The following is a 17087-nucleotide window of genomic DNA, read 5'->3' as shown; positions in this document are numbered from 1 at the left end:
AACGTCGCCATGGAAGTGACGCTGATCGCCCCGATCGCCATGGACGAAGGCCTGCGCTTCGCCATCCGCGAGGGTGGCCGCACCGTCGGCGCCGGCGTCGTTGCCAAGATCGTCGAGTGATGACCCATCCGGCAGCCGCCGCGAGGCGGTCGCCGGAGAGGGACGGGTAGGGCGGTCGGAGCGATCCGACCGCCGGATGTAAGAGACGGGCCGTCTTCCCCGCGCGAGCAGGAGTGACGGCCCGCCCGGTTCTAGCCATCGGGCGTCGGTGTTCGGACCCGTCGGCCTGTCAACCCAGCTTCCTCCGATCCGGGGGGAGATTCAGGATTGACACGCAGGCGCTGAACGCCTAGAGAATACGCCCTCTGGATTTTGGGTTGGTGGTAGGCAGCTTCGGCCTAGACGCAGCCCGAGACGAACGGCACGGCGCGCCTCCATGGGAGGCGCGCCGTCTGCTGATCGGAACATCCCCTCCGCGCTTCCCGCGCAGGGGATGTTCTTTTTCGTATCGGCCCGTCGCATCGGTCACAGTGTCGCCCGTCGGCCCCCGTTTCGGTGGTTCGGCGCGCGGCCTTGCGCTGTCGGCGATGCCCCGAAGCAAGCTCGTGGAGTTCCGGTGACGCGTCCGCGTCATCGATAGAAGGTGCAAGGGACGTTTGGACATGGACAGCCAGAACATCCGCATCCGTCTGAAGGCGTTCGATCATCGCGTGCTCGACCAGTCGACCAGCGAGATCGTCAACACCGCCAAGCGGACCGGCGCGCGCGTGCGGGGCCCGATCCCCCTGCCGACGCACATCGAAAAGTTCACCGTGAACCGTTCGCCGCACATCGACAAGAAGTCGCGCGAGCAGTTCGAGATCCGCACCCACAAGCGCCTGCTCGACATCGTCGATCCGACGCCGCAGACCGTGGATGCGCTCATGAAGCTCGACCTCGCCGCCGGTGTCGACGTCGAGATCAAGCTCTGATTTTGGTTGGTAAGGGACCTCTCCGGTAATCGGATGTCCCTGGTCAGGAGATAAAGAACAATGCGATCCGGTTTGATCGCGCAGAAGGTCGGCATGACCCGCGTCTTCACGGACGACGGCCAGCATGTTCCGGTCACTGTGCTGAAAGTCGACAGCTGCCAGGTCGTCGCCGTTCGCACCGAGGAAAAGGATGGCTATACCGCCGTCCAGCTCGGCGCGGGCGCCATCAAGGTCAAGAACGTCAACAAGCCTGAGCGCGGGCATTTCGCCAAGGCGCGTGTGGAGCCCAAGCGCAAGCTTGTCGAGTTCCGCGTCGATGCCGATGCCCTGATCGAGGTCGGTGCCGAGCTGTCGGTGTCGCACTTCGTCGCCGGCCAGTTCGTCGACGTCACCGGCACCTCCATCGGCAAGGGCTTTGCCGGTGCGATGAAGCGCTGGAACTTCGGTGGTCTGCGCGCCACGCACGGCGTGTCGGTGTCGCACCGCTCGCACGGTTCGACTGGTAACCGTCAGGATCCCGGCAAGGTCTTCAAGAACAAGAAGATGGCCGGTCATCTCGGTGACGAGCGGGTCACGGTCCTGAACCTTCAGGTCGTGTCTGTCGACGAAGCCCGTGGTCTGATCCTGCTCAAGGGTGCCGTCCCCGGCGCCGAGGGCGGTTGGCTGCGCATCCGTGACGCCGTCAAGAAGAAGGCTCCGGAAGGCCTGCCCTTCCCGGCCGGCATCAAGACTGCTCCGGCGGCGGAAGCCCCGGCCGAGACGCAGGAGTGAGCGCCATGAAGGCCACGATCAAGAATCTGAACAACGAAGCCGTCGGCGAGATCGAGCTGTCGGACGCCGTGTTCGGTCTGCCGACCCGCAACGACCTGCTGGCCCGCATGGTGAACTGGCAGCTGGCCAAGCGCCGCTCCGGCAACCACAAGACCAAGGGCATCAGCGAGATCAGCGGCACGACCAAGAAGCCTTATGGGCAGAAGGGCACCGGCCGCGCTCGTCAGGGCTCCATCCGTTCGCCGCAGTTCCGCGGCGGTGCGACCATCTTCGGGCCGGTGGTGCGTTCGCATGCCCACGACCTGACCAAGAAGGTCCGCAAGCTGGCGCTCAAGACCGCCCTGTCGGCCAAGGCCGCCGAGGGCAAGCTGATCGTCCTGGAGGCCGCGGCCGCCGAGACGCACAAGACCAAGGAACTGGCGGCCCGTCTCGCCACCCTCGGCCTGACTTCGGCGCTGATCATCGATGGCTCGAACCTGGACGACAACTTCGCCAAGGCTTCGCGCAACATCCCGCTGATCGACGTGCTGCCGGAGCAGGGTGCGAACGTCTACGACATTCTCCGCCGCGACACGCTGGTCCTGACCCGCAACGCGGTCGAGCAACTGGAGGCTCGCCTGAAATGAGCAAGCAGTCGAAACCTGCGGTGAGCCAGGAGCGGATGTACGACCTGATCCTTGCTCCCGTCATCACCGAGAAGTCGACGTTGGTGTCGGAGCATAACCAGGTCACGTTCCGCGTGCCGCTCACGGCCTCCAAGCCGGAGATCAAGGCCGCCGTTGAAGGTCTCTTCAACGTCAAGGTGACCGCGGTCAACACCCTGGTTTCCAAGGGCAAGACCAAGCGGTTCCGCGGCACCATCGGCCGTCGCTCGGACTTCAAGAAGGCCGTCGTCACCCTCGCCGAGGGTAACAAGATCGACGTGACCACGGGCATCTGAGCGGGAGTGTGATCCGATGGCTCTGAAGCAATACCGCCCGATTACTCCCTCGCTCCGCCAGCTGGTCATTGTCGACCGCTCGGAGCTGTGGAAGGGCAAGCCGGTCAAGACCCTCACCGAGGGCCTGACCAAGTCTGGTGGCCGCAACAACACCGGCCGCATCACTGCGCGCCGCATGGGTGGCGGTCACAAGCGTACCTACCGTCTGGTGGACTTCAAGCGTCGCAAGTTCGACGTTCCGGCCACCGTCGAGCGGCTGGAATACGATCCGAACCGCACGGCCTTCATTGCGCTGATCAAGTACCAGGATGGGACGCTGTCCTACATTCTGGCGCCGCAGCGCCTGAAGGTCGGCGACACCGTGATCTCCGGCGAGCGCACCGACGTGAAGCCCGGCAACGCGATGCCGCTGAAGAACATTCCGGTCGGTTCGATCGTGCACAACGTCGAGCTGAAGGCCGGCAAGGGTGGTCAGGTGGCTCGTTCCGCCGGCACCTACCTGCAGCTGGTCGGCCGCGACGGCGGCTACGCCCAGCTGAAGCTGCCGTCCGGCGAGCTGCGTATGGTTCGTGGCGAGTGCATGGCCACCCTGGGTGCCGTGTCCAACCCGGACCAGATGAACACCAACCTTGGCAAGGCCGGTCGCAACCGCTGGCTGGGCAAGCGTCCGTCGGTCCGTGGCGTCGCCATGAACCCGATCGACCACCCGCACGGTGGTGGTGAGGGTCGCACCTCGGGCGGCCGTCATCCGGTCACGCCGTGGGGCAAGCCGACCAAGGGCAAGAAGACTCGTCACAACAAGAAGACGGATGGCCTGATCCTGCGCCGCCGTCATTCGAAGTAAGGAGGTCGAACGATGGCACGCTCCGTTTGGAAGGGCCCGTTCGTCGACGGCTATCTGCTGAAGAAGGCGGACAAGAGCCGGGCTTCGGGCCGCAACGAGATCATCAAGATCTGGTCGCGTCGTTCGACCATCCTGCCGCAGTTCGTCGGTCTGACGTTCGGCGTCTACAACGGCCACAAGTTCCTGCCGGTTCTGGTTACCGAGCACATGATCGGTCACAAGTTCGGCGAGTTCGCTCCGACGCGGACCTTCTATGGCCACGCGGCGGACAAGAAGGCGAAGAGGAAGTAAGCCATGGGCAAGTCTGCCAATCCCAGCCGGATCGCGGAGAACGAGGCTCTGGCCCGCAATCCGATGATCCGCACCAGCCCGCGGAAGCTCAACCTCGTCGCCCAGCTCATCCGGAACATGGATGCCAGCCGTGCCGTGGCCGAGCTGACCTTCTCCAAGCGCCGCATCGCCGGCGAAGTGAAGAAGGTCCTGCAGGCCGCGATCGCGAACGCCGAGAACAACCACCAGCTCGACGTCGACCGTCTGTACGTGTCGTCGGCGACGGTCGGTCGCGCTCTGGTGATGAAGCGCTTCCACGCCCGTGCCCGCGGTCGTGGCGCCCGGGTCGAGAAGCTGTTCAGCAACCTGACGATCATCGTCCGCGAGCGTGACGCCGCCGTTGCCGAGGGGGCCGAGTAATGGGTCAGAAAATCAATCCGATCGGGCTGCGCCTCGGCATCAACCGGACCTGGGACAGCCGTTGGTTCGCCAAGCGCGACTACGCCAATCTGCTGCACCAGGACCTGAAGCTGCGCGGCTATCTGCAGGGTCGCCTGCAGCAGGCCGGTTGCTCGCGCGTCGTCATCGAACGTCCGGCCAAGAAGGCCCGCATCACCATTCACTCGGCTCGTCCGGGCGTGGTGATCGGCAAGAAGGGCGCGGACATCGAGAAGCTGCGTCTTGAGCTGTCGAAGATGACCGGCAGCGAGGTGAGCCTGAACATCGTCGAGATCCGCAAGCCGGAAATCGACGCTCGCCTCATCGCCGAGAACATCGCCAGCCAGCTCGAGCGTCGTGTGGCATTTCGTCGCGCCATGAAGCGCGCCGTGCAGTCCGCCATGCGTCTGGGCGCCCAGGGCATCCGGATCAACTGCTCGGGCCGTCTCGGCGGTGCGGAAATCGCCCGCATGGAGTGGTACCGCGAAGGCCGCGTTCCGCTGCACACCCTGCGCGCCGACATCGATTACGGTGTGGGCACCGCCAAGACCACCTACGGCACCTGCGGTGTCAAGGTGTGGGTGTTCAAGGGCGAGGTCATGGCTCATGACCCGATGGCGCAGGACAAGCGCATGGGTACTGAGCCGGTGTCGACCGACGGCGAGCCGCGCCGTGATCGGCACGATCGCCGCGACCGTCGCGAGCGCTCCGAGCGCTCCGAACGCGAGTAAAGGGGCCGAGCGATGCTTTCTCCCAAGCGCACGAAATTCCGTAAGGCCCACAAGGGCCGCATCCACGGCAACGCCAAGGGCGGCACCGCCCTGAACTTCGGCTCCTTCGGCCTCAAGGCCCTGGAGCCGGAGCGCATCACCGCCCGGCAGATCGAGGCGGCCCGCCGCGCGATCACCCGCGCGATGAAGCGTCAGGGCCGCGTCTGGATCCGCATTTTCCCGGACCTCCCCGTCTCCACCAAGCCTGCCGAAGTCCGCATGGGTTCCGGTAAGGGCTCGCCGGAGTACTGGGCGGCTCGCGTGAAGCCGGGCCGCATCCTGTTTGAGCTGGACGGCGTGCCGGCAGATGTGGCAAAAACCGCCTTCGCTCTGGCGGCCGCGAAGCTGCCGATCAAGGTGAAGCTGGTGACCCGCCTGGGCGGTGTCGAGGAGACCGCGGCATGAAGGCCGTAGACATTCGTACGAAGAGCGCGGATGAGCTGAACGATCAGCTCATCCAGCTCAAGAAGGAACAGTTCAACCTGCGTTTCCAGAGGGCCTCCGGCCAGTTGGAGAACACCGCGCGGGTGAACACGGTGCGCCGCGACATCGCCCGCATCAAGACCATCCTCGGCGAGCGTGCCCGCTCCGCCGACGCCGGCAAGTAAGGGGGATCATCCATGCCTCGCCGCGTTCTGCAGGGCACGGTGGTCAGCGACAAGTGCGACAAGACCGTTACGGTTCTTGTCGAGCGCCGTGTCATGCACCCCGTGTACAAGAAGTTCATTCGTCAGTCGAAGAAGTACGCCGCCCACGACGAGGGCAACCTGTTCAAGGTCGGCGATACCGTTTCGATCATCGAATGCCGCCCGATCTCGAAGTCCAAGCGTTGGACGGTCGTGACGGAGTCCGCCGCCGACAGCGGCGCCGCGTGATAACGAAAGGTCGTAAACAATGATCCAGATGCAAACCAACCTGGAAGTCGCCGATAACAGCGGGGCGCGCCGGGTGCAGTGCATCAAGGTGCTTGGCGGGTCCAAGCGGAAGGTCGCGACCGTGGGCGACGTCATCGTCGTCTCGGTCAAGGAGGCCATTCCGAAGGGCCGCGTCAAGAAGGGTGACGTGCATCGCGCCGTCATCGTCCGCACCGCGAAGGAACTGCGTCGGGAGGACGGGTCTGCGATCCGTTTCGACCGGAATGCCGCCGTGCTGATCAACAAGCAGGGCGAGCCGATCGGCACCCGTATTTTCGGGCCGGTCACTCGCGAGCTGCGCGGCAAGAAGTTCATGAAGATCATCTCGCTGGCGCCGGAGGTGCTGTAATGGCCGCCAAGATCAAGACCAAGGACAAGGTCGTTGTCCTGACCGGCCGCGACAAAGGCAAGACCGGCGAGGTGTTGAAGGTTTTCCCCAAGGAGAACCGTGCCGTTGTGCAGGGCGTGAACGTGGTGAAGAAGCACCAGCGTGCCAGCGCCCGCTCGCAGGGTGGCATCATCGAGATGGAGGCGCCGATCAACGTTTCCAATCTCGCTCACGTCGATCCCAAGGATGGCAAGCCGACCCGCGTCGGTTTCAAGATCCTTGAGGATGGCCGCAAGGTGCGTGTCGCCAAGCGGTCCGGCGAAGTCATTGACCTGTGAGGACCCGGGCATGACCGCACGTTTGAAAGAAGTTTACGATTCCAAGATCCGCGCCGCTCTGAAGTCGGAATTCGGCTACAAGAACGACCTGGAAGTTCCGCGGATCGAGAAGATCGTGGTCAACATGGGTGTCGGCGAGGCTGTCGCCGACTCCAAGAAGATCCAGCTCGCCGTGGCCGAGATGGCCGCCATCACCGGCCAGCGGCCGGTGGTGACCAAGTCGCGCAAGTCTATCGCCCAGTTCAAGCTGCGCGAAGGCATGGCGATCGGCTGCAAGGTCACGCTCCGTCGCGACCGCATGTACGAGTTCCTGGATCGCCTGGTGACGATTGCGTTGCCGCGCGTCCGTGACTTCCGCGGTATCCCGGGTGACAGCTTTGACGGCCGTGGCAACTACGCCATGGGTGTCAAGGAGCAGATCATTTTCCCGGAGATCGATTACGACAAGATCGATCAGATCCGCGGCATGGACATCATCATCGTCACTTCGGCGAAGACCGATCAGGAAGCCAAGGCTCTCCTGAAGGGCTTCGACATGCCGTTCGTGAGCTGAGGCTGGAGCACGACCATGGCTAAGACCAGTGCCATCGAAAAGAACAAGCGTCGCGCCAAGCTGGCCAAGCAGTACGCGAACAAGCGTGCGCGCCTGAAGGCAATCGCGAACGACAAGGCCCTCCCGCCGGAAGAGCAATTCGCTGCCCGCCTCAAGCTGGCCGAACTGCCGCGCAACTCCTCGAAGGTGCGCATCCGGAACCGCTGCGAAATGACCGGGCGTCCGCGCGCGTTCTATCGCAAGTTCAAGCTGTCCCGCGTCACGCTCCGCGAACTGGCCTCGACCGGCCAGATTCCGGGCATGACGAAGTCGAGCTGGTAAGGAGGGTCCGAGAATGTCTTTGAGCGATCCGCTCGGCGATATGCTGACCCGCATCCGCAACGGTCAGCACGCCCGCATGTCCGTTGTGGTTTCCCCGGCGTCTAAGCTGCGCGTCAACGTCCTGGAAGTTCTGAAGCGTGAAGGCTTCATCCGCGGCTGGTCCGAGGAAGAACTGCGTCCGGGCGTCAAGAACCTGAAGATCGAGCTGAAGTATCACGAAGGCGAGCCTGTCATTAAGCAGATCGCCCGTGTGTCGAAGCCCGGCCGTCGCGTCTACTCGAAGATCGCCGACCTGCCCCGTGTCTATAACGGGCTCGGTCTGTCGATCCTGTCGACCCCGCGCGGCGTGATGTCGGACAATGAGGCCCGCTCCGCCAACGTTGGCGGTGAAGTCCTCTGCCGCGTGTTCTAAGGGGGATTGGCAGATGTCGCGCATTGGCAAGCATCCCGTGCCGGTCCCGGCTGGCGTCGACGTAAAGGTCGACGGTCAGCAGGTCACGGCCAAGGGCAAGCTGGGGCAACTCAGCCTGACCCTGATCGACGACATCACCGCCTCGCTGGAAGACGGCAAGGTGGTGGTGAAGCCGGCAAACGACAGCAAGCGCGCCCGCGTCATGTGGGCGACCTCGCGCACCCTGATCAACAACATGGTCACCGGTGTCAGCCAGGGCTACACGATCAACCTGGAAATCAACGGCGTCGGTTACCGCGCGGCCGTGCAGGGCAAGGAGCTGGTTCTCCAGCTCGGCTTCTCGCACGACGTGAAGTACCCGATCCCGGAAGGCATCACGATCAAGTGCGACAAGCCGACGGCCATCTCGGTCAGCGGCTACGACAAGCACAAGGTCGGCCAGGTTGCCGCCGAGATCCGCGGTTGGAAGAAGCCGGAGCCCTACAAGGGCAAGGGCATCAAGTACGAGACCGAAACCGTCCTGCGCAAGGAAGGTAAGAAGAAGTAACCGCCATGCTGAAGCCAAAGCAACTCCACGAGCGCCGCAAGCAGCGCGTGCGCGCGCAGATTGCCAAGAAGGCCGGCGGGCGTGTTCGCCTCTCGGTCTTCCGGTCCAATCTGCACATCTACGCCCAGATCATCGACGACGTGAACGGCCAGACGCTTGCGTCTGCCTCGTCGCTCGAGAAGGAGCTGCGCGAGCAGCTCAAGCACGGCGGCAACGTCGATGCTGCCAAGCGGATCGGCGAGCTGATCGCCGAGCGCGCCAAGGCCGCTGGGATTACCGAGGTCGTGTTCGACCGCGGTGGTTACATTTACCATGGCCGGGTCAAGGCCCTGGCCGACGCCGCCCGCGAGGGCGGGCTGTCGTTCTAAGGAGGCCCGGATATGGCACGTGAACGTGGGGAGCGGGACAACCGCGACCGGCAGCCGCGCGAGCGGGAAGAAAGCGAGCTGATCGAAAAGCTCGTCGGCATCAACCGCGTTGCCAAGGTGGTCAAGGGTGGTCGTCGCTTCGGCTTCGCCGCTCTGGTCGTCGTTGGCGATGGCAAGGGTCGTGTCGGCGTCGGCTCGGGCAAGGCCCGCGAGGTCCCGGAAGCCATTCGCAAGGCGACCGATCAGGCCAAGCGCGGCATGATCCGCGTCCCGCTGCGCGAAGGCCGTACGCTGCATCATGACACCAACGGCCACTTCGGTGCCGGCAAGGTCGTGCTGCGGGCCGCTCCGGCCGGTACCGGCATCATCGCCGGTGGTCCGATGCGCGCGATCTTCGAGGCTCTCGGCGTCGCTGACGTCGTGACCAAGTCGATCGGCACGTCGAACCCGCACAACATGATCAAGGCGACCTTCGACGCCTTGACCCAGGTCACCAGCCCGCGGTCCGTCGCGGCGCGCCGTGGTCGTCGCGTGAGCGACATCCTCGGTCGTCGCGAGGCCGGCGCCGGTCAGGAGGCCTGATCATGAGCGATAAGAAGACCGTCGTCGTGACCCAGATCGGCAGCCCGATCGGCCGCAAGCACGACCAGCGCGAAACGCTGGTCGGTCTGGGTCTCAACAAGCTGCACCGGACCCGCGAGCTGGAGGATACTCCGGCCGTGCGGGGCATGATCGCCAAGGTCGCGCACCTGGTCCGCGTCGAGAACGAGGGCTGAGATCATGACCAAGCTTAATGACCTGCGTGACAACGCCGGTGCTCGGAAGGCGCGCATGCGCGTCGGTCGCGGTATCGGTTCGGGCAAGGGCAAGACCGCTGGCCGCGGCGTGAAGGGTCAGACCTCGCGCACCGGCGTGGCGATCAACGGCTTCGAAGGCGGGCAGATGCCTCTACACCGCCGCCTGCCGAAGCGCGGTTTCCGGAACATCTTCGCCAAGGAATACTCGGTGGTTAACCTGGGCATGGTCCAGAAGGCCATCGACCTGGGCAAGCTGAACGCCGCCGAGACCATCGATGCCGCGGCGCTCAACGCCGCCGGCGTCACCGGCAAGGTGAAGAAGGACGGTGTCCGTCTGCTGGGCAAGGGCGAGCTGACCGCGAAGGTTTCCTTCACGGTCGCCGGCGCGTCCAAGTCGGCGATCGAAGCCGTCGAGAAGGCGGGTGGCAGCGTCACGCTGACCGCTACCGCCGCCGAAGCCGCCGAGTAAAGTTCCACGACAAGCCCGTGCTTGCGCGCGGGCTTTCGGGGCACTACAAAAAGCGAAGTCGCGAGGGGCGGCCTGCGTCATGCAGTGCCGCCCCGTTCGCGCTTACGGGACAGGGATTGGACCATGGCATCAGCGGCCGAGCAGCTTGCCGCCAACATCAATTTCGGGGCTTTCTCCAAGGCGACCGAGCTGAAAAAGCGGATTTGGTTCACCTTGGCGGCCCTGATCGTCTATCGGCTGGGCACTTACATCCCGATTCCGGGCATCGATCCGCACATCCTGCAGGACGTCTTCAAGCAGCAGGGCAGCGGCATCCTCGGGATGTTCGACATGCTGGCCGGCGGTGCGCTCCACCGCATGACCATCTTCGCGCTCAACATCATGCCGTACATCTCGGCGTCCATCATCGTGCAGTTGCTGACCGCCGTGTCGCCGCAGATGGAGGCCATGAAGAAGGAAGGCGAGGCCGGGCGCAAGAAGCTGAACCAGTACACCCGATTCGGCACCGTCGTTCTCGCCACCGTCCAGGCCTACGGCCTTGCGGTCGGGCTTGAGTCGATGCGCGGTTCCACCGGCGCGGCGGTCATCGACCCCGGCCTGTTCTTCCGCATCGCCACGGTCATCACGCTGGTCGGCGGCACCATGTTCCTGATGTGGCTGGGCGAACAGATCACCGCCCGTGGCATTGGCAACGGCACCTCGCTGATCATCTTCGCCGGCATCGTCGCGGAACTGCCGCGCGCGCTGGTCAACACGCTGGAACTCGGCCGCCAGGGCGCGCTGTCCACCGTCTTCATCATCCTGATGCTGGTGATGGCGGTCGGTGTCGTGTTCTTCATCGTCTTCATGGAACGCGCCCAGCGGCGCCTGCTGGTGCAGTACCCGAAGCGTCAGGTCGGCAACCGCGTGTTCGGCGGCGAAGCGTCGCACCTGCCGCTGAAGATGAACACGGCCGGCGTCATTCCGCCGATCTTCGCGTCGTCGCTGCTGCTGCTGCCGCTGACCGCGGTCGGTTTCGCCGGCGGCGAAGGGCCGGAGTGGTTGCAGGCGGTGTCGCGCTACGTCGCGCATGGCACGCCGCTCTATATGCTGCTGTACGCCTCGTTGATCGTGTTTTTCTGCTTCTTCTACACCGCCATCGTCTTCAACCCGACGGAGACGGCCGACAACCTGCGTAAGTATGGCGGCTTCATCCCCGGCATCCGTCCGGGCAAGAACACCGCCGACCACATCGACTATGTGCTGACGCGGCTGACGGTCATCGGCTCCGCCTACCTTGTGGCGGTTTGTCTCCTCCCCGAAATCCTGATATCCCAGCACTCGGTTCCGTTTTATTTTGGCGGCACCAGCCTGCTGATCGTGGTCACCGTCACGATGGACACGGTTGCGCAGATTCATTCCCACCTGCTGGCCCACCAGTATGAGGGATTGATCAAGAAATCGAAGCTTCGGGGGAGAAAGTAATGAACCTCATACTGCTCGGTCCGCCGGGCGCCGGGAAGGGGACCCAGGCGCGCCGTCTGGAAGACACTCGTGGTCTGGTGCAGTTGTCGACCGGCGACATGCTCCGCGCCATGGTGGCGGAAGGCGGGCCGCTCGGGCAGCAGGCGAAGGAGATCATGGCCGCCGGCAAGCTGATGCCGGACGAGCTGATGGTCAGCATGATCGCCGAACGCATTTCGAAGCCCGACGTGAAGAACGGCTTCATCCTCGACGGGTTCCCGCGCACGGTCGCTCAGGCCGAGGCGCTGGATCGGATGCTGGACGAGAAGGGCCTGAAGCTCGATCACGTGATCGAGATGCGGGTTGTCGACGACGTGCTGGTGGACCGCATCACCGGCCGTTACACCTGCGCCAAGTGTGGCAAGGGCTATCACGACAGCTTCGAGAAGCCGAAGGTCGAGGGCGTCTGCGATGTCTGCGGCAGCACCGAGTTCAAGCGGCGCGCCGACGACAATGCGGAGACGGTGACCACCCGCCTGGGCCAGTACCACCAGCAGACCGCGCCGATCCTGCCCTATTACCAGGGCCGCGGCGTGCTGAAGGTGGTGGACGGCATGGCCGACATCGATGAGGTTACCAAACAGATCGGGACGATTCTCGCCAGCTGAGGATCGCCATCGGTCGGATTGGACAAGGCCGCAGTCTCCGTTCGGAGGTTGCGGCCTTTTCTTTTTACCGGCCTGTTATCGGGCCGCCGGCTTCAGCCGGCACTGGGGGAGGGCGAGGCGTCGGTCGCGCTGTCGGTGCCGCCGGTGGAATGGTCGGACATCGTGCGGTAGCGCGCCAGGATCCAGCCGAGATGGGCGGTGACGGCGCTCGCGGCGCCATCCGGGTCACGGCGTGCGAGCGCCTGATGGATGGCGCGGTGATGCTCGATCATCAGCGCCTCATGGTTTTCCATGAAGGGCTCGGTGTGCTTCATCTCGACCATGTTGCCGAGAATGTCGCGGATGGTCGACAGCAGATGGAGGTAGACCGGGCTGCCGGATGCCTGGGCGACCGCGACATGGAAATCCATGTCATCCGCCGCACGTCCGCCATCGCGATTGGTCTCGCTCATGGCCGCCAGGATGCGGCCGATGGTGTCGATCTGTTCCGGTGTCGCGCGTTCCGCGGCACGGCGGGCGGCCCAGCTCTCCAGCGCCATGCGGATTTCGACGAGGTCGCACAGGTTTTGGTGGGTGCTGCGCACCATCGCCGTCAGCGCGCCGTCCATCATGCCGGCCGATGACACGACACGGGTGCCACCGCCCTGGACGGCGGTCAGGAAGCCTTGCGTCTTCAGCTTCTGCAGAGCAGCGCGGACGGAGACCCGGCTGACATGCAGCTGTTCCGCCAGCTGGCGCTCGCCCGGCAGACGTTCCCCCGGCACCAGCTCGCCACGCGCAATGCGGTCGAGGAGCTGTTGGGCCACCCATTCCGAAATGCGCTGGGAAGAGGAGGGGACGTGAGCGCTGTCGTCGGTGCCGGGCACGGGTTGTTCCCCTTTGGTCGGAAGGCGGTTCATTACTGAGTGGTCATACCGGTAACGGTCCTGGCGGGTGCGGTCAATGCCCGACCGCCGCGCTGCGGCGCCTTGCCCACGGGATGGAAAACTATAGCGACGATGGCGATGGGCAACCGCCCGGACCTGGACGTCAGCGGCCGCCGGGACGGGCCAGCAGGATGCCGACCAGGATCACCGCGGCGCCCAGCGCCTGCAAGGGGCCCAGCGGCTCGCTCAGGAGAATCCAGGCGAGGATGGCCGCCGCCGCCGGCTGAAGCAGCAGGCTGACCGACGAGAAGGACGCCGGCAGATGCGCCAGGGCGTAGGCGATCAGGCTCTGGCCGCAGGCATGGCTGAACAGGGCAAGGCCCGCCAGCACCGCCCAGCCGGACACGCTCGCCGGCAGCATCGCCTCGCCGTCATACAGGCCGATCGGCAACAGCACCAAGGCGGATATCGCGCCGCTCCAGGTCATGATGGTGGCGGTGGAGAATTCCGCGCGCAGCCGCCCGACCGACAGGATGTAGCCGGCATAGAAGGCGGCGGTCAGCAGGGCCAGCCCGTCGCCGAACAGATGGTCGGCGTCGAGTTGGAAGCTCTCGCCCATCAGCACGATGGCCCCGGCCAACGCCAGCAGCATGCCCATGACGAAGCGGCGGGTGATCCGCTCCTTGAACAGGAACCACGCGGCCGGCGCCACGTAGAGCGGGGCGAAGTTCGCCAGCAGCGTGGAGTTGGCGACCGAGGTGTAGCGAATCGAGGTGTGCCAGATCGCGAGGTCGCCGGCGAAGAACAGGCCGGCCAGCGACAGGCGGGCATAGTCGGAGACGGAGGAGGGGCGGCGGCTGGAGCGCCCGCTCCGCTGCCGCGACTCGGCGGCCATCCACAGACCCAGCGCCGGCATCGCCAGTGCGGTCCGCCAGAAGCCGGTGGCGACCGGTCCGACTTCCGACAACCGGACGAAGATGGGGGCGAAGGCAATGCCCAGGGCGCCGACCAGCAGCGCGATCAGGGCGATGCGCTGGGTCCGGTACGCATGATCGACGGGGAAGGCACTGGCGTCTGGCATGGACCGCTTATACCGGCGGCCCGGTTGCCGGGCCAGCGGGACGCAAGTCATGGCTGCCGTGCGCCTCCGGGATTCTCCTGGAGGCTGCCGAAAAGCAGGAAAACGGCTGATCAGCGCGGACGGATGCGGCGCAGAGAGACTGATTCGTCATCTTCCGAGCCGAAATCGTCGTAATGGACTGGGCAGCGGCCGTCTTGGCGAGGGTTGCCCTTCACAGTGGCGGGGTACCAATCGCCCTTCCATTCCACCGACACCCGCATGCCGGGTTGGCACAGCGACGAGCCGGCGGCATAGCCACCGTCGTTCGTCATCGGAGCGGCACCCATCGGCGCCTGCATCATCGGCGCCTGGACGCCGCCCTGTGGCATTGGGGTCAGCCTGGGGGCCGCGGCGGCCGGCTTTTCCTGGTCGCAGAAGGCGGTGCAGACGCTCCTGGCGATCACCTGCCCGCCGCAGCTTCCGCCGAAGCAGTCACGATAGTCGGACTCGCAGCGCGCTTCGCAGCTGCTGTTGCCGCAGGAATAGGAGCGGTCGAAATCGCTGACCGACTTCTTGATCGGCTTCTTCTCCGCCTGCTGGCGGTTGACGTAGGCCTGATAGTCGTAGAGGGCGCGCGACCGCGCCTCGTTCACGCAGGCCTGCTGCGACATGCCGCAATTCTGGCGGCAATAGTTGCGGTTCTGCTGGCATTGGTTGACGCAGAGCCGGCCTTCGGCCGAGCTTGGCGGGACGAGGCTGTACTGCGTCTCGTAAACGGGTCCGCAAGCGCTGAGCAGCGCCATCACGGCAAGGCAGAGGGAAAGCAGGCGAAGCATGCGGGTCGTCTTCCGGGTGGGTTCGCGCGGGAGAGGGAAGGACAGCCTAACAGCTTGCCGTTCGGGCTACCACCATCGGCCGCGCTTCCGCCCGGCGTGGCGGTTGCGTTAGTGTGGCATATGGCCACATCACCTTCCGAACATCGCCAGCCCGTCACCGCGCCCGCACCGGCGCCGCGCGGCGCCACTCCGCTGCTGGGACCGGACGATCCCCCGCCGGCGACCACGCTGAACCCGGATGCAGGCGGATCGCTGCTGCTGCTGTGCGACCACGCCTCCCGCGCGATTCCGCGGTCGCTGAACGACCTCGGTCTGCCGGAAGAGCAGCTCTGCCGCCACATCGCCTACGACATCGGCGCGGCGGAGGTGACGCGGCGGCTGGCGGAGCGGTTCGGCGCCACCGCGGTGCTTTCCGGATTCTCCCGGCTGGTGATCGATCCCAACCGGGCGCTTGAGGATCCGACCGCCATCCCGGTGGTCAGCGACGACGTGGTGATCCCCGGCAACCGCGCGCTCGATGCCGAGGCCCAGGCGCAGCGGGTGGAGGCGCTGTTCAAGCCCTACCACGCCGCGGTTGCGGCGGCAGTGGCGTCGATCCGTGCCCGCGGGCAGGTGCCGGTGCTGGTGTCCGTGCACAGCTTCACCCCGGCCATGCGCGGGGTGGCGCGGCCCTGGCACATCGGCGTGCTGTGGGACAACGATCCGCGCCTGCCGGTGCCGCTGATCGAGGCGCTGGAGGCCGATGGGCGCTGGTGCGTCGGCGACAACGAGCCCTATTCCGGCCGCGGCACGCTGGGCGGCACGGTGGAGACCCATGCGACCCCCGCCGGCTACCCCAATGTCCTGCTGGAGGTGCGGCAGGATCTGATCGCAACGCCGGAGGGCGCCGATCTCTGGGCGCAGGTGATCGGCGATGCGCTAGAACCGCTGCTCTCCCTGCCGTCGCTGACGGTCGTCCACCAGTATCCCCGGGCCTGACACCGCATGGAAAGCACCGTGACCGAACCGTCCTTCACCCTCGGCCTGGAAGAGGAATATCTGCTGGTCGACCGCGGCACGCGCGACATCGTGCCCAGCCCGCCGGACGAGATGCTGGAAGCCTGCCAGGAACAGGCGCCCGGCCGCATCCATCCGGAATTCCTGCGCTGCCAGATCGAGGTGGGAACACCGGTCTGCAAGACGCTGGACGAGGCGCGGGCCGAACTGGCGGCGCTGCGCGGCACGGTGGCCGGGGTGGCCGACCGCTACGGGCTGGCGCCAATCGCCGCCTCGACCCATCCCTTCGCCGCGTGGGAGCCGCAGAAGCACACCAACCGCGACCGCTACAACATGCTGGCCCGCGACCTCGGTGCGCCGGCCCGCCGGTTGATGATTTGCGGCATGCATGTCCATGTCGGGATCGAGGATGACGATCTGCGCATCGACCTGATGAACCAGGTCCGCTATTTCCTGCCGCATCTGCTGGCGCTGTCGACCTCCTCGCCCTTCTGGCGCGGGCGCGACATGGAGCGCCGCTCCTACAGGCTGAGCGTCTGGCACGAGCTGCCGCGCACCGGCATGCCCGCCGGCTTCCAGAGCTATGGCGAGTATCAGAGCCATGTCGCGGTGCTGGTGAATGCCGGAGTGATCGAGGATGCCAGCAAGCTGTGGTGGGACATCCGCCCGTCCTCGCGCTTCCCGACGCTGGAGATGCGCATCACCGACATCTGCACCCGGCTGGACGATGCGGTGACGGTGGCGGCGCTGTATCGCTGCCTGCTGCGCATGCTGTGGCGGCTGAAGCTGCGCAATGTGACGTGGCGGCCCTACAAGAACCTGCTGATCGAGGAAAACCGCTGGCGCGCCCAGCGTTACGGCCTGGACAGCGGGCTGGTCGATTTCGGCCAGGGCCGGATCGTGCCCTATGCCGACCTGCTGGACGAGATCATCGACCTGACCCGCGAGGATGCCGAATATTTCGGCTGCACCGCCGAGGTCGGGCGGGCCCGCGACATCCTCAGGCGCGGAACCAGCGCGCACCGGCAGATCGAGATCTTCCAGGCGGCGCTCGCCGATGGTGCCAGCGAGGACGAGGCGCTGCGCCGGGTGGTGGACTGGCTGGCGGAGGAGACGATGGTGGGGGTGCGGGGCGAGCCCTCACCGACCGGCGTCTCCACCTGACAC

The 17087-nt window shown here is 65.5% G+C and carries 29 protein-coding genes; 26 read left to right on the top strand and 3 right to left on the bottom strand.

The genetic code is table 11. The features are described 5' to 3' along the window. The 24 genes from CRT60_RS32365 to CRT60_RS32250 form a co-directional block, all read left to right on the top strand. A partial coding sequence (locus tag CRT60_RS32365) for an EF-Tu C-terminal domain-related protein (protein WP_475369097.1) occupies nt 1-120 on the top strand: 120 nt, incomplete at its 5' end. Between the two features lie 542 nt (nt 121-662). After that, entirely contained in the window at nt 663-971 is a 309-nt protein-coding gene (gene rpsJ / locus CRT60_RS32360) for a 30S ribosomal protein S10 (protein ID WP_012973204.1), read from the top strand. A 60-nt stretch (nt 972-1031) separates the two neighbouring features. Further along, nucleotides 1032-1742 carry a 50S ribosomal protein L3 gene (rplC, locus tag CRT60_RS32355; protein ID WP_098740494.1) on the top strand — a complete coding sequence of 237 codons (711 nt, stop codon included), beginning with the start codon at nt 1032-1034 and terminating at the stop codon, nt 1740-1742. Between the two features lie 5 nt (nt 1743-1747). After that, nucleotides 1748-2368, top strand: coding sequence for a 50S ribosomal protein L4 (gene rplD, locus CRT60_RS32350; protein ID WP_098740493.1), 621 nt, complete (start codon nt 1748-1750; stop codon nt 2366-2368). Further along, entirely contained in the window at nt 2365-2682 is a 318-nt protein-coding gene (locus CRT60_RS32345; RefSeq protein WP_012973207.1) for a 50S ribosomal protein L23, read from the top strand. The genes rplD and CRT60_RS32345 overlap by 4 nt, the downstream gene beginning before the upstream one ends. 16 nt (nt 2683-2698) lie before the next feature. Continuing rightward, nucleotides 2699-3526, top strand: a complete 828-nt coding sequence (rplB, locus tag CRT60_RS32340) for a 50S ribosomal protein L2 (protein ID WP_098740492.1) — start codon at nt 2699-2701, stop codon at nt 3524-3526. Between the two features lie 12 nt (nt 3527-3538). After that, nucleotides 3539-3817 carry a 30S ribosomal protein S19 gene (gene rpsS / locus CRT60_RS32335; RefSeq protein ID WP_012973209.1) on the top strand — a complete coding sequence of 93 codons (279 nt, stop codon included), beginning with the start codon at nt 3539-3541 and terminating at the stop codon, nt 3815-3817. Between the two features lie 3 nt (nt 3818-3820). Beyond that, the gene (gene rplV, locus CRT60_RS32330; protein WP_014246892.1) at nt 3821-4216 is read left to right on the top strand and encodes a 50S ribosomal protein L22; all 396 of its coding nucleotides are present in this window, start codon (nt 3821-3823) and stop codon (nt 4214-4216) included. Further along, nucleotides 4216-4965: a 30S ribosomal protein S3 gene (rpsC, locus tag CRT60_RS32325; RefSeq protein ID WP_098740491.1), complete on the top strand. Its 750-nt coding sequence runs from the start codon at nt 4216-4218 to the stop codon at nt 4963-4965. Before rplV ends, rpsC begins: the two co-directional genes overlap by 1 nt. Before the next feature lie 12 nt (nt 4966-4977). Further along, entirely contained in the window at nt 4978-5409 is a 432-nt protein-coding gene (gene rplP / locus CRT60_RS32320) for a 50S ribosomal protein L16 (protein ID WP_014246894.1), read from the top strand. After that, on the top strand, nt 5406-5612 hold the full coding sequence (gene rpmC, locus CRT60_RS32315) for a 50S ribosomal protein L29 (RefSeq protein ID WP_098740490.1): 207 nt from the start codon (nt 5406-5408) through the stop codon (nt 5610-5612). Before rplP ends, rpmC begins: the two co-directional genes overlap by 4 nt. Nucleotides 5613-5624: 12 nt before the next feature. After that, nucleotides 5625-5879: a 30S ribosomal protein S17 gene (gene rpsQ, locus CRT60_RS32310; RefSeq protein WP_014246895.1), complete on the top strand. Its 255-nt coding sequence runs from the start codon at nt 5625-5627 to the stop codon at nt 5877-5879. 19 nt (nt 5880-5898) lie between these two features. Beyond that, nucleotides 5899-6267, top strand: coding sequence for a 50S ribosomal protein L14 (rplN, locus tag CRT60_RS32305; protein ID WP_012973215.1), 369 nt, complete (start codon nt 5899-5901; stop codon nt 6265-6267). Continuing rightward, nucleotides 6267-6584, top strand: a complete 318-nt coding sequence (rplX, locus tag CRT60_RS32300) for a 50S ribosomal protein L24 (RefSeq protein ID WP_014246896.1) — start codon at nt 6267-6269, stop codon at nt 6582-6584. The genes rplN and rplX overlap by 1 nt, the downstream gene beginning before the upstream one ends. A 10-nt stretch (nt 6585-6594) precedes the next feature. After that, the gene (gene rplE / locus CRT60_RS32295; RefSeq protein ID WP_098740489.1) at nt 6595-7137 is read left to right on the top strand and encodes a 50S ribosomal protein L5; all 543 of its coding nucleotides are present in this window, start codon (nt 6595-6597) and stop codon (nt 7135-7137) included. 15 nt (nt 7138-7152) lie between these two features. Further along, the gene (gene rpsN, locus CRT60_RS32290) at nt 7153-7458 is read left to right on the top strand and encodes a 30S ribosomal protein S14 (RefSeq protein WP_098740488.1); all 306 of its coding nucleotides are present in this window, start codon (nt 7153-7155) and stop codon (nt 7456-7458) included. A 13-nt stretch (nt 7459-7471) separates the two neighbouring features. Then, nucleotides 7472-7870 (top strand): 30S ribosomal protein S8, encoded by a 399-nt coding sequence (gene rpsH, locus CRT60_RS32285; RefSeq protein WP_085088120.1) that lies wholly within the window; start codon nt 7472-7474, stop codon nt 7868-7870. 13 nt (nt 7871-7883) lie between these two features. Then, entirely contained in the window at nt 7884-8417 is a 534-nt protein-coding gene (gene rplF, locus CRT60_RS32280; protein ID WP_063633869.1) for a 50S ribosomal protein L6, read from the top strand. A gap of 5 nt (nt 8418-8422) precedes the next feature. Next, on the top strand, nt 8423-8785 hold the full coding sequence (rplR, locus tag CRT60_RS32275; protein WP_098740487.1) for a 50S ribosomal protein L18: 363 nt from the start codon (nt 8423-8425) through the stop codon (nt 8783-8785). A gap of 12 nt (nt 8786-8797) precedes the next feature. Further along, on the top strand, nt 8798-9367 hold the full coding sequence (gene rpsE / locus CRT60_RS32270; RefSeq protein ID WP_014246902.1) for a 30S ribosomal protein S5: 570 nt from the start codon (nt 8798-8800) through the stop codon (nt 9365-9367). 2 nt (nt 9368-9369) lie between these two features. Further along, nucleotides 9370-9561 (top strand): 50S ribosomal protein L30, encoded by a 192-nt coding sequence (rpmD, locus tag CRT60_RS32265; RefSeq protein WP_098740486.1) that lies wholly within the window; start codon nt 9370-9372, stop codon nt 9559-9561. Nucleotides 9562-9565: 4 nt separating this feature from the next. Further along, nucleotides 9566-10051, top strand: a complete 486-nt coding sequence (gene rplO, locus CRT60_RS32260; RefSeq protein WP_098740485.1) for a 50S ribosomal protein L15 — start codon at nt 9566-9568, stop codon at nt 10049-10051. A 123-nt stretch (nt 10052-10174) separates the two neighbouring features. Further along, complete coding sequence (gene secY / locus CRT60_RS32255) at nt 10175-11515, top strand: preprotein translocase subunit SecY (protein WP_098740484.1); 1341 nt, start codon at nt 10175-10177, stop codon at nt 11513-11515. Continuing rightward, nucleotides 11515-12162 (top strand): adenylate kinase, encoded by a 648-nt coding sequence (locus CRT60_RS32250; protein ID WP_098740483.1) that lies wholly within the window; start codon nt 11515-11517, stop codon nt 12160-12162. Before secY ends, CRT60_RS32250 begins: the two co-directional genes overlap by 1 nt. Before the next feature lie 92 nt (nt 12163-12254). On the opposite strand, the gene CRT60_RS32245 is transcribed toward CRT60_RS32250, so the two are convergent. The 3 genes from CRT60_RS32245 to CRT60_RS32235 all read right to left on the bottom strand — a co-directional run bounded on the left by CRT60_RS32245 (nt 12255) and on the right by CRT60_RS32235 (nt 14924). Then, nucleotides 12255-13028, bottom strand: a complete 774-nt coding sequence (locus CRT60_RS32245; RefSeq protein WP_098740482.1) for a FadR/GntR family transcriptional regulator — start codon at nt 13026-13028, stop codon at nt 12255-12257. Nucleotides 13029-13191: 163 nt separating this feature from the next. Continuing rightward, nucleotides 13192-14109 (bottom strand): DMT family transporter, encoded by a 918-nt coding sequence (locus CRT60_RS32240; RefSeq protein ID WP_098741141.1) that lies wholly within the window; start codon nt 14107-14109, stop codon nt 13192-13194. A 110-nt stretch (nt 14110-14219) separates the two neighbouring features. Further along, nucleotides 14220-14924 (bottom strand): tudor domain-containing protein, encoded by a 705-nt coding sequence (locus CRT60_RS32235; RefSeq protein ID WP_098740481.1) that lies wholly within the window; start codon nt 14922-14924, stop codon nt 14220-14222. 120 nt (nt 14925-15044) lie between these two features. Here CRT60_RS32235 and CRT60_RS32230 point away from each other — a divergent pair, with 120 nt between their 5' ends. Continuing rightward, nucleotides 15045-15902 carry an N-formylglutamate amidohydrolase gene (locus CRT60_RS32230; RefSeq protein ID WP_244592873.1) on the top strand — a complete coding sequence of 286 codons (858 nt, stop codon included), beginning with the start codon at nt 15045-15047 and terminating at the stop codon, nt 15900-15902. 18 nt (nt 15903-15920) lie between these two features. Then, complete coding sequence (locus CRT60_RS32225) at nt 15921-17084, top strand: carboxylate-amine ligase (RefSeq protein ID WP_161958139.1); 1164 nt, start codon at nt 15921-15923, stop codon at nt 17082-17084. Nucleotides 17085-17087: the final 3 nt, after the last annotated feature.

The sequence above is a fragment of the Azospirillum palustre genome, assembly GCF_002573965.1.
In the GTDB taxonomy this organism is placed as follows: domain Bacteria; phylum Pseudomonadota; class Alphaproteobacteria; order Azospirillales; family Azospirillaceae; genus Azospirillum; species Azospirillum palustre.
The sequence above is the reverse complement of the archived record's forward strand: the minus strand, read 5'-3'. Positions and strand labels throughout refer to the sequence as shown.

Bases quoted from the DNA above. Each gene is read 5' to 3' on its own strand.
- rpsJ (WP_012973204.1), top strand. From the start codon at position 663: ATGGACAGCCAGAACATCCGCATCCGTCTGAAGGCGTTCGATCATCGC.
- rplC (WP_098740494.1), top strand. From the start codon at position 1,032: ATGCGATCCGGTTTGATCGCGCAGAAGGTCGGCATGACCCGCGTCTTC.
- rplD (WP_098740493.1), top strand. From the start codon at position 1,748: ATGAAGGCCACGATCAAGAATCTGAACAACGAAGCCGTCGGCGAGATC.
- CRT60_RS32345 (WP_012973207.1), top strand. From the start codon at position 2,365: ATGAGCAAGCAGTCGAAACCTGCGGTGAGCCAGGAGCGGATGTACGAC.
- rplB (WP_098740492.1), top strand. From the start codon at position 2,699: ATGGCTCTGAAGCAATACCGCCCGATTACTCCCTCGCTCCGCCAGCTG.
- rpsS (WP_012973209.1), top strand. From the start codon at position 3,539: ATGGCACGCTCCGTTTGGAAGGGCCCGTTCGTCGACGGCTATCTGCTG.
- rplV (WP_014246892.1), top strand. From the start codon at position 3,821: ATGGGCAAGTCTGCCAATCCCAGCCGGATCGCGGAGAACGAGGCTCTG.
- rpsC (WP_098740491.1), top strand. From the start codon at position 4,216: ATGGGTCAGAAAATCAATCCGATCGGGCTGCGCCTCGGCATCAACCGG.
- rplP (WP_014246894.1), top strand. From the start codon at position 4,978: ATGCTTTCTCCCAAGCGCACGAAATTCCGTAAGGCCCACAAGGGCCGC.
- rpmC (WP_098740490.1), top strand. From the start codon at position 5,406: ATGAAGGCCGTAGACATTCGTACGAAGAGCGCGGATGAGCTGAACGAT.
- rpsQ (WP_014246895.1), top strand. From the start codon at position 5,625: ATGCCTCGCCGCGTTCTGCAGGGCACGGTGGTCAGCGACAAGTGCGAC.
- rplN (WP_012973215.1), top strand. From the start codon at position 5,899: ATGATCCAGATGCAAACCAACCTGGAAGTCGCCGATAACAGCGGGGCG.
- rplX (WP_014246896.1), top strand. From the start codon at position 6,267: ATGGCCGCCAAGATCAAGACCAAGGACAAGGTCGTTGTCCTGACCGGC.
- rplE (WP_098740489.1), top strand. From the start codon at position 6,595: ATGACCGCACGTTTGAAAGAAGTTTACGATTCCAAGATCCGCGCCGCT.
- rpsN (WP_098740488.1), top strand. From the start codon at position 7,153: ATGGCTAAGACCAGTGCCATCGAAAAGAACAAGCGTCGCGCCAAGCTG.
- rpsH (WP_085088120.1), top strand. From the start codon at position 7,472: ATGTCTTTGAGCGATCCGCTCGGCGATATGCTGACCCGCATCCGCAAC.
- rplF (WP_063633869.1), top strand. From the start codon at position 7,884: ATGTCGCGCATTGGCAAGCATCCCGTGCCGGTCCCGGCTGGCGTCGAC.
- rplR (WP_098740487.1), top strand. From the start codon at position 8,423: ATGCTGAAGCCAAAGCAACTCCACGAGCGCCGCAAGCAGCGCGTGCGC.
- rpsE (WP_014246902.1), top strand. From the start codon at position 8,798: ATGGCACGTGAACGTGGGGAGCGGGACAACCGCGACCGGCAGCCGCGC.
- rpmD (WP_098740486.1), top strand. From the start codon at position 9,370: ATGAGCGATAAGAAGACCGTCGTCGTGACCCAGATCGGCAGCCCGATC.
- rplO (WP_098740485.1), top strand. From the start codon at position 9,566: ATGACCAAGCTTAATGACCTGCGTGACAACGCCGGTGCTCGGAAGGCG.
- secY (WP_098740484.1), top strand. From the start codon at position 10,175: ATGGCATCAGCGGCCGAGCAGCTTGCCGCCAACATCAATTTCGGGGCT.
- CRT60_RS32250 (WP_098740483.1), top strand. From the start codon at position 11,515: ATGAACCTCATACTGCTCGGTCCGCCGGGCGCCGGGAAGGGGACCCAG.
- CRT60_RS32240 (WP_098741141.1), bottom strand. From the start codon at position 14,109: ATGCCAGACGCCAGTGCCTTCCCCGTCGATCATGCGTACCGGACCCAG.
- CRT60_RS32235 (WP_098740481.1), bottom strand. From the start codon at position 14,924: ATGCTTCGCCTGCTTTCCCTCTGCCTTGCCGTGATGGCGCTGCTCAGC.
- CRT60_RS32230 (WP_244592873.1), top strand. From the start codon at position 15,045: ATGGCCACATCACCTTCCGAACATCGCCAGCCCGTCACCGCGCCCGCA.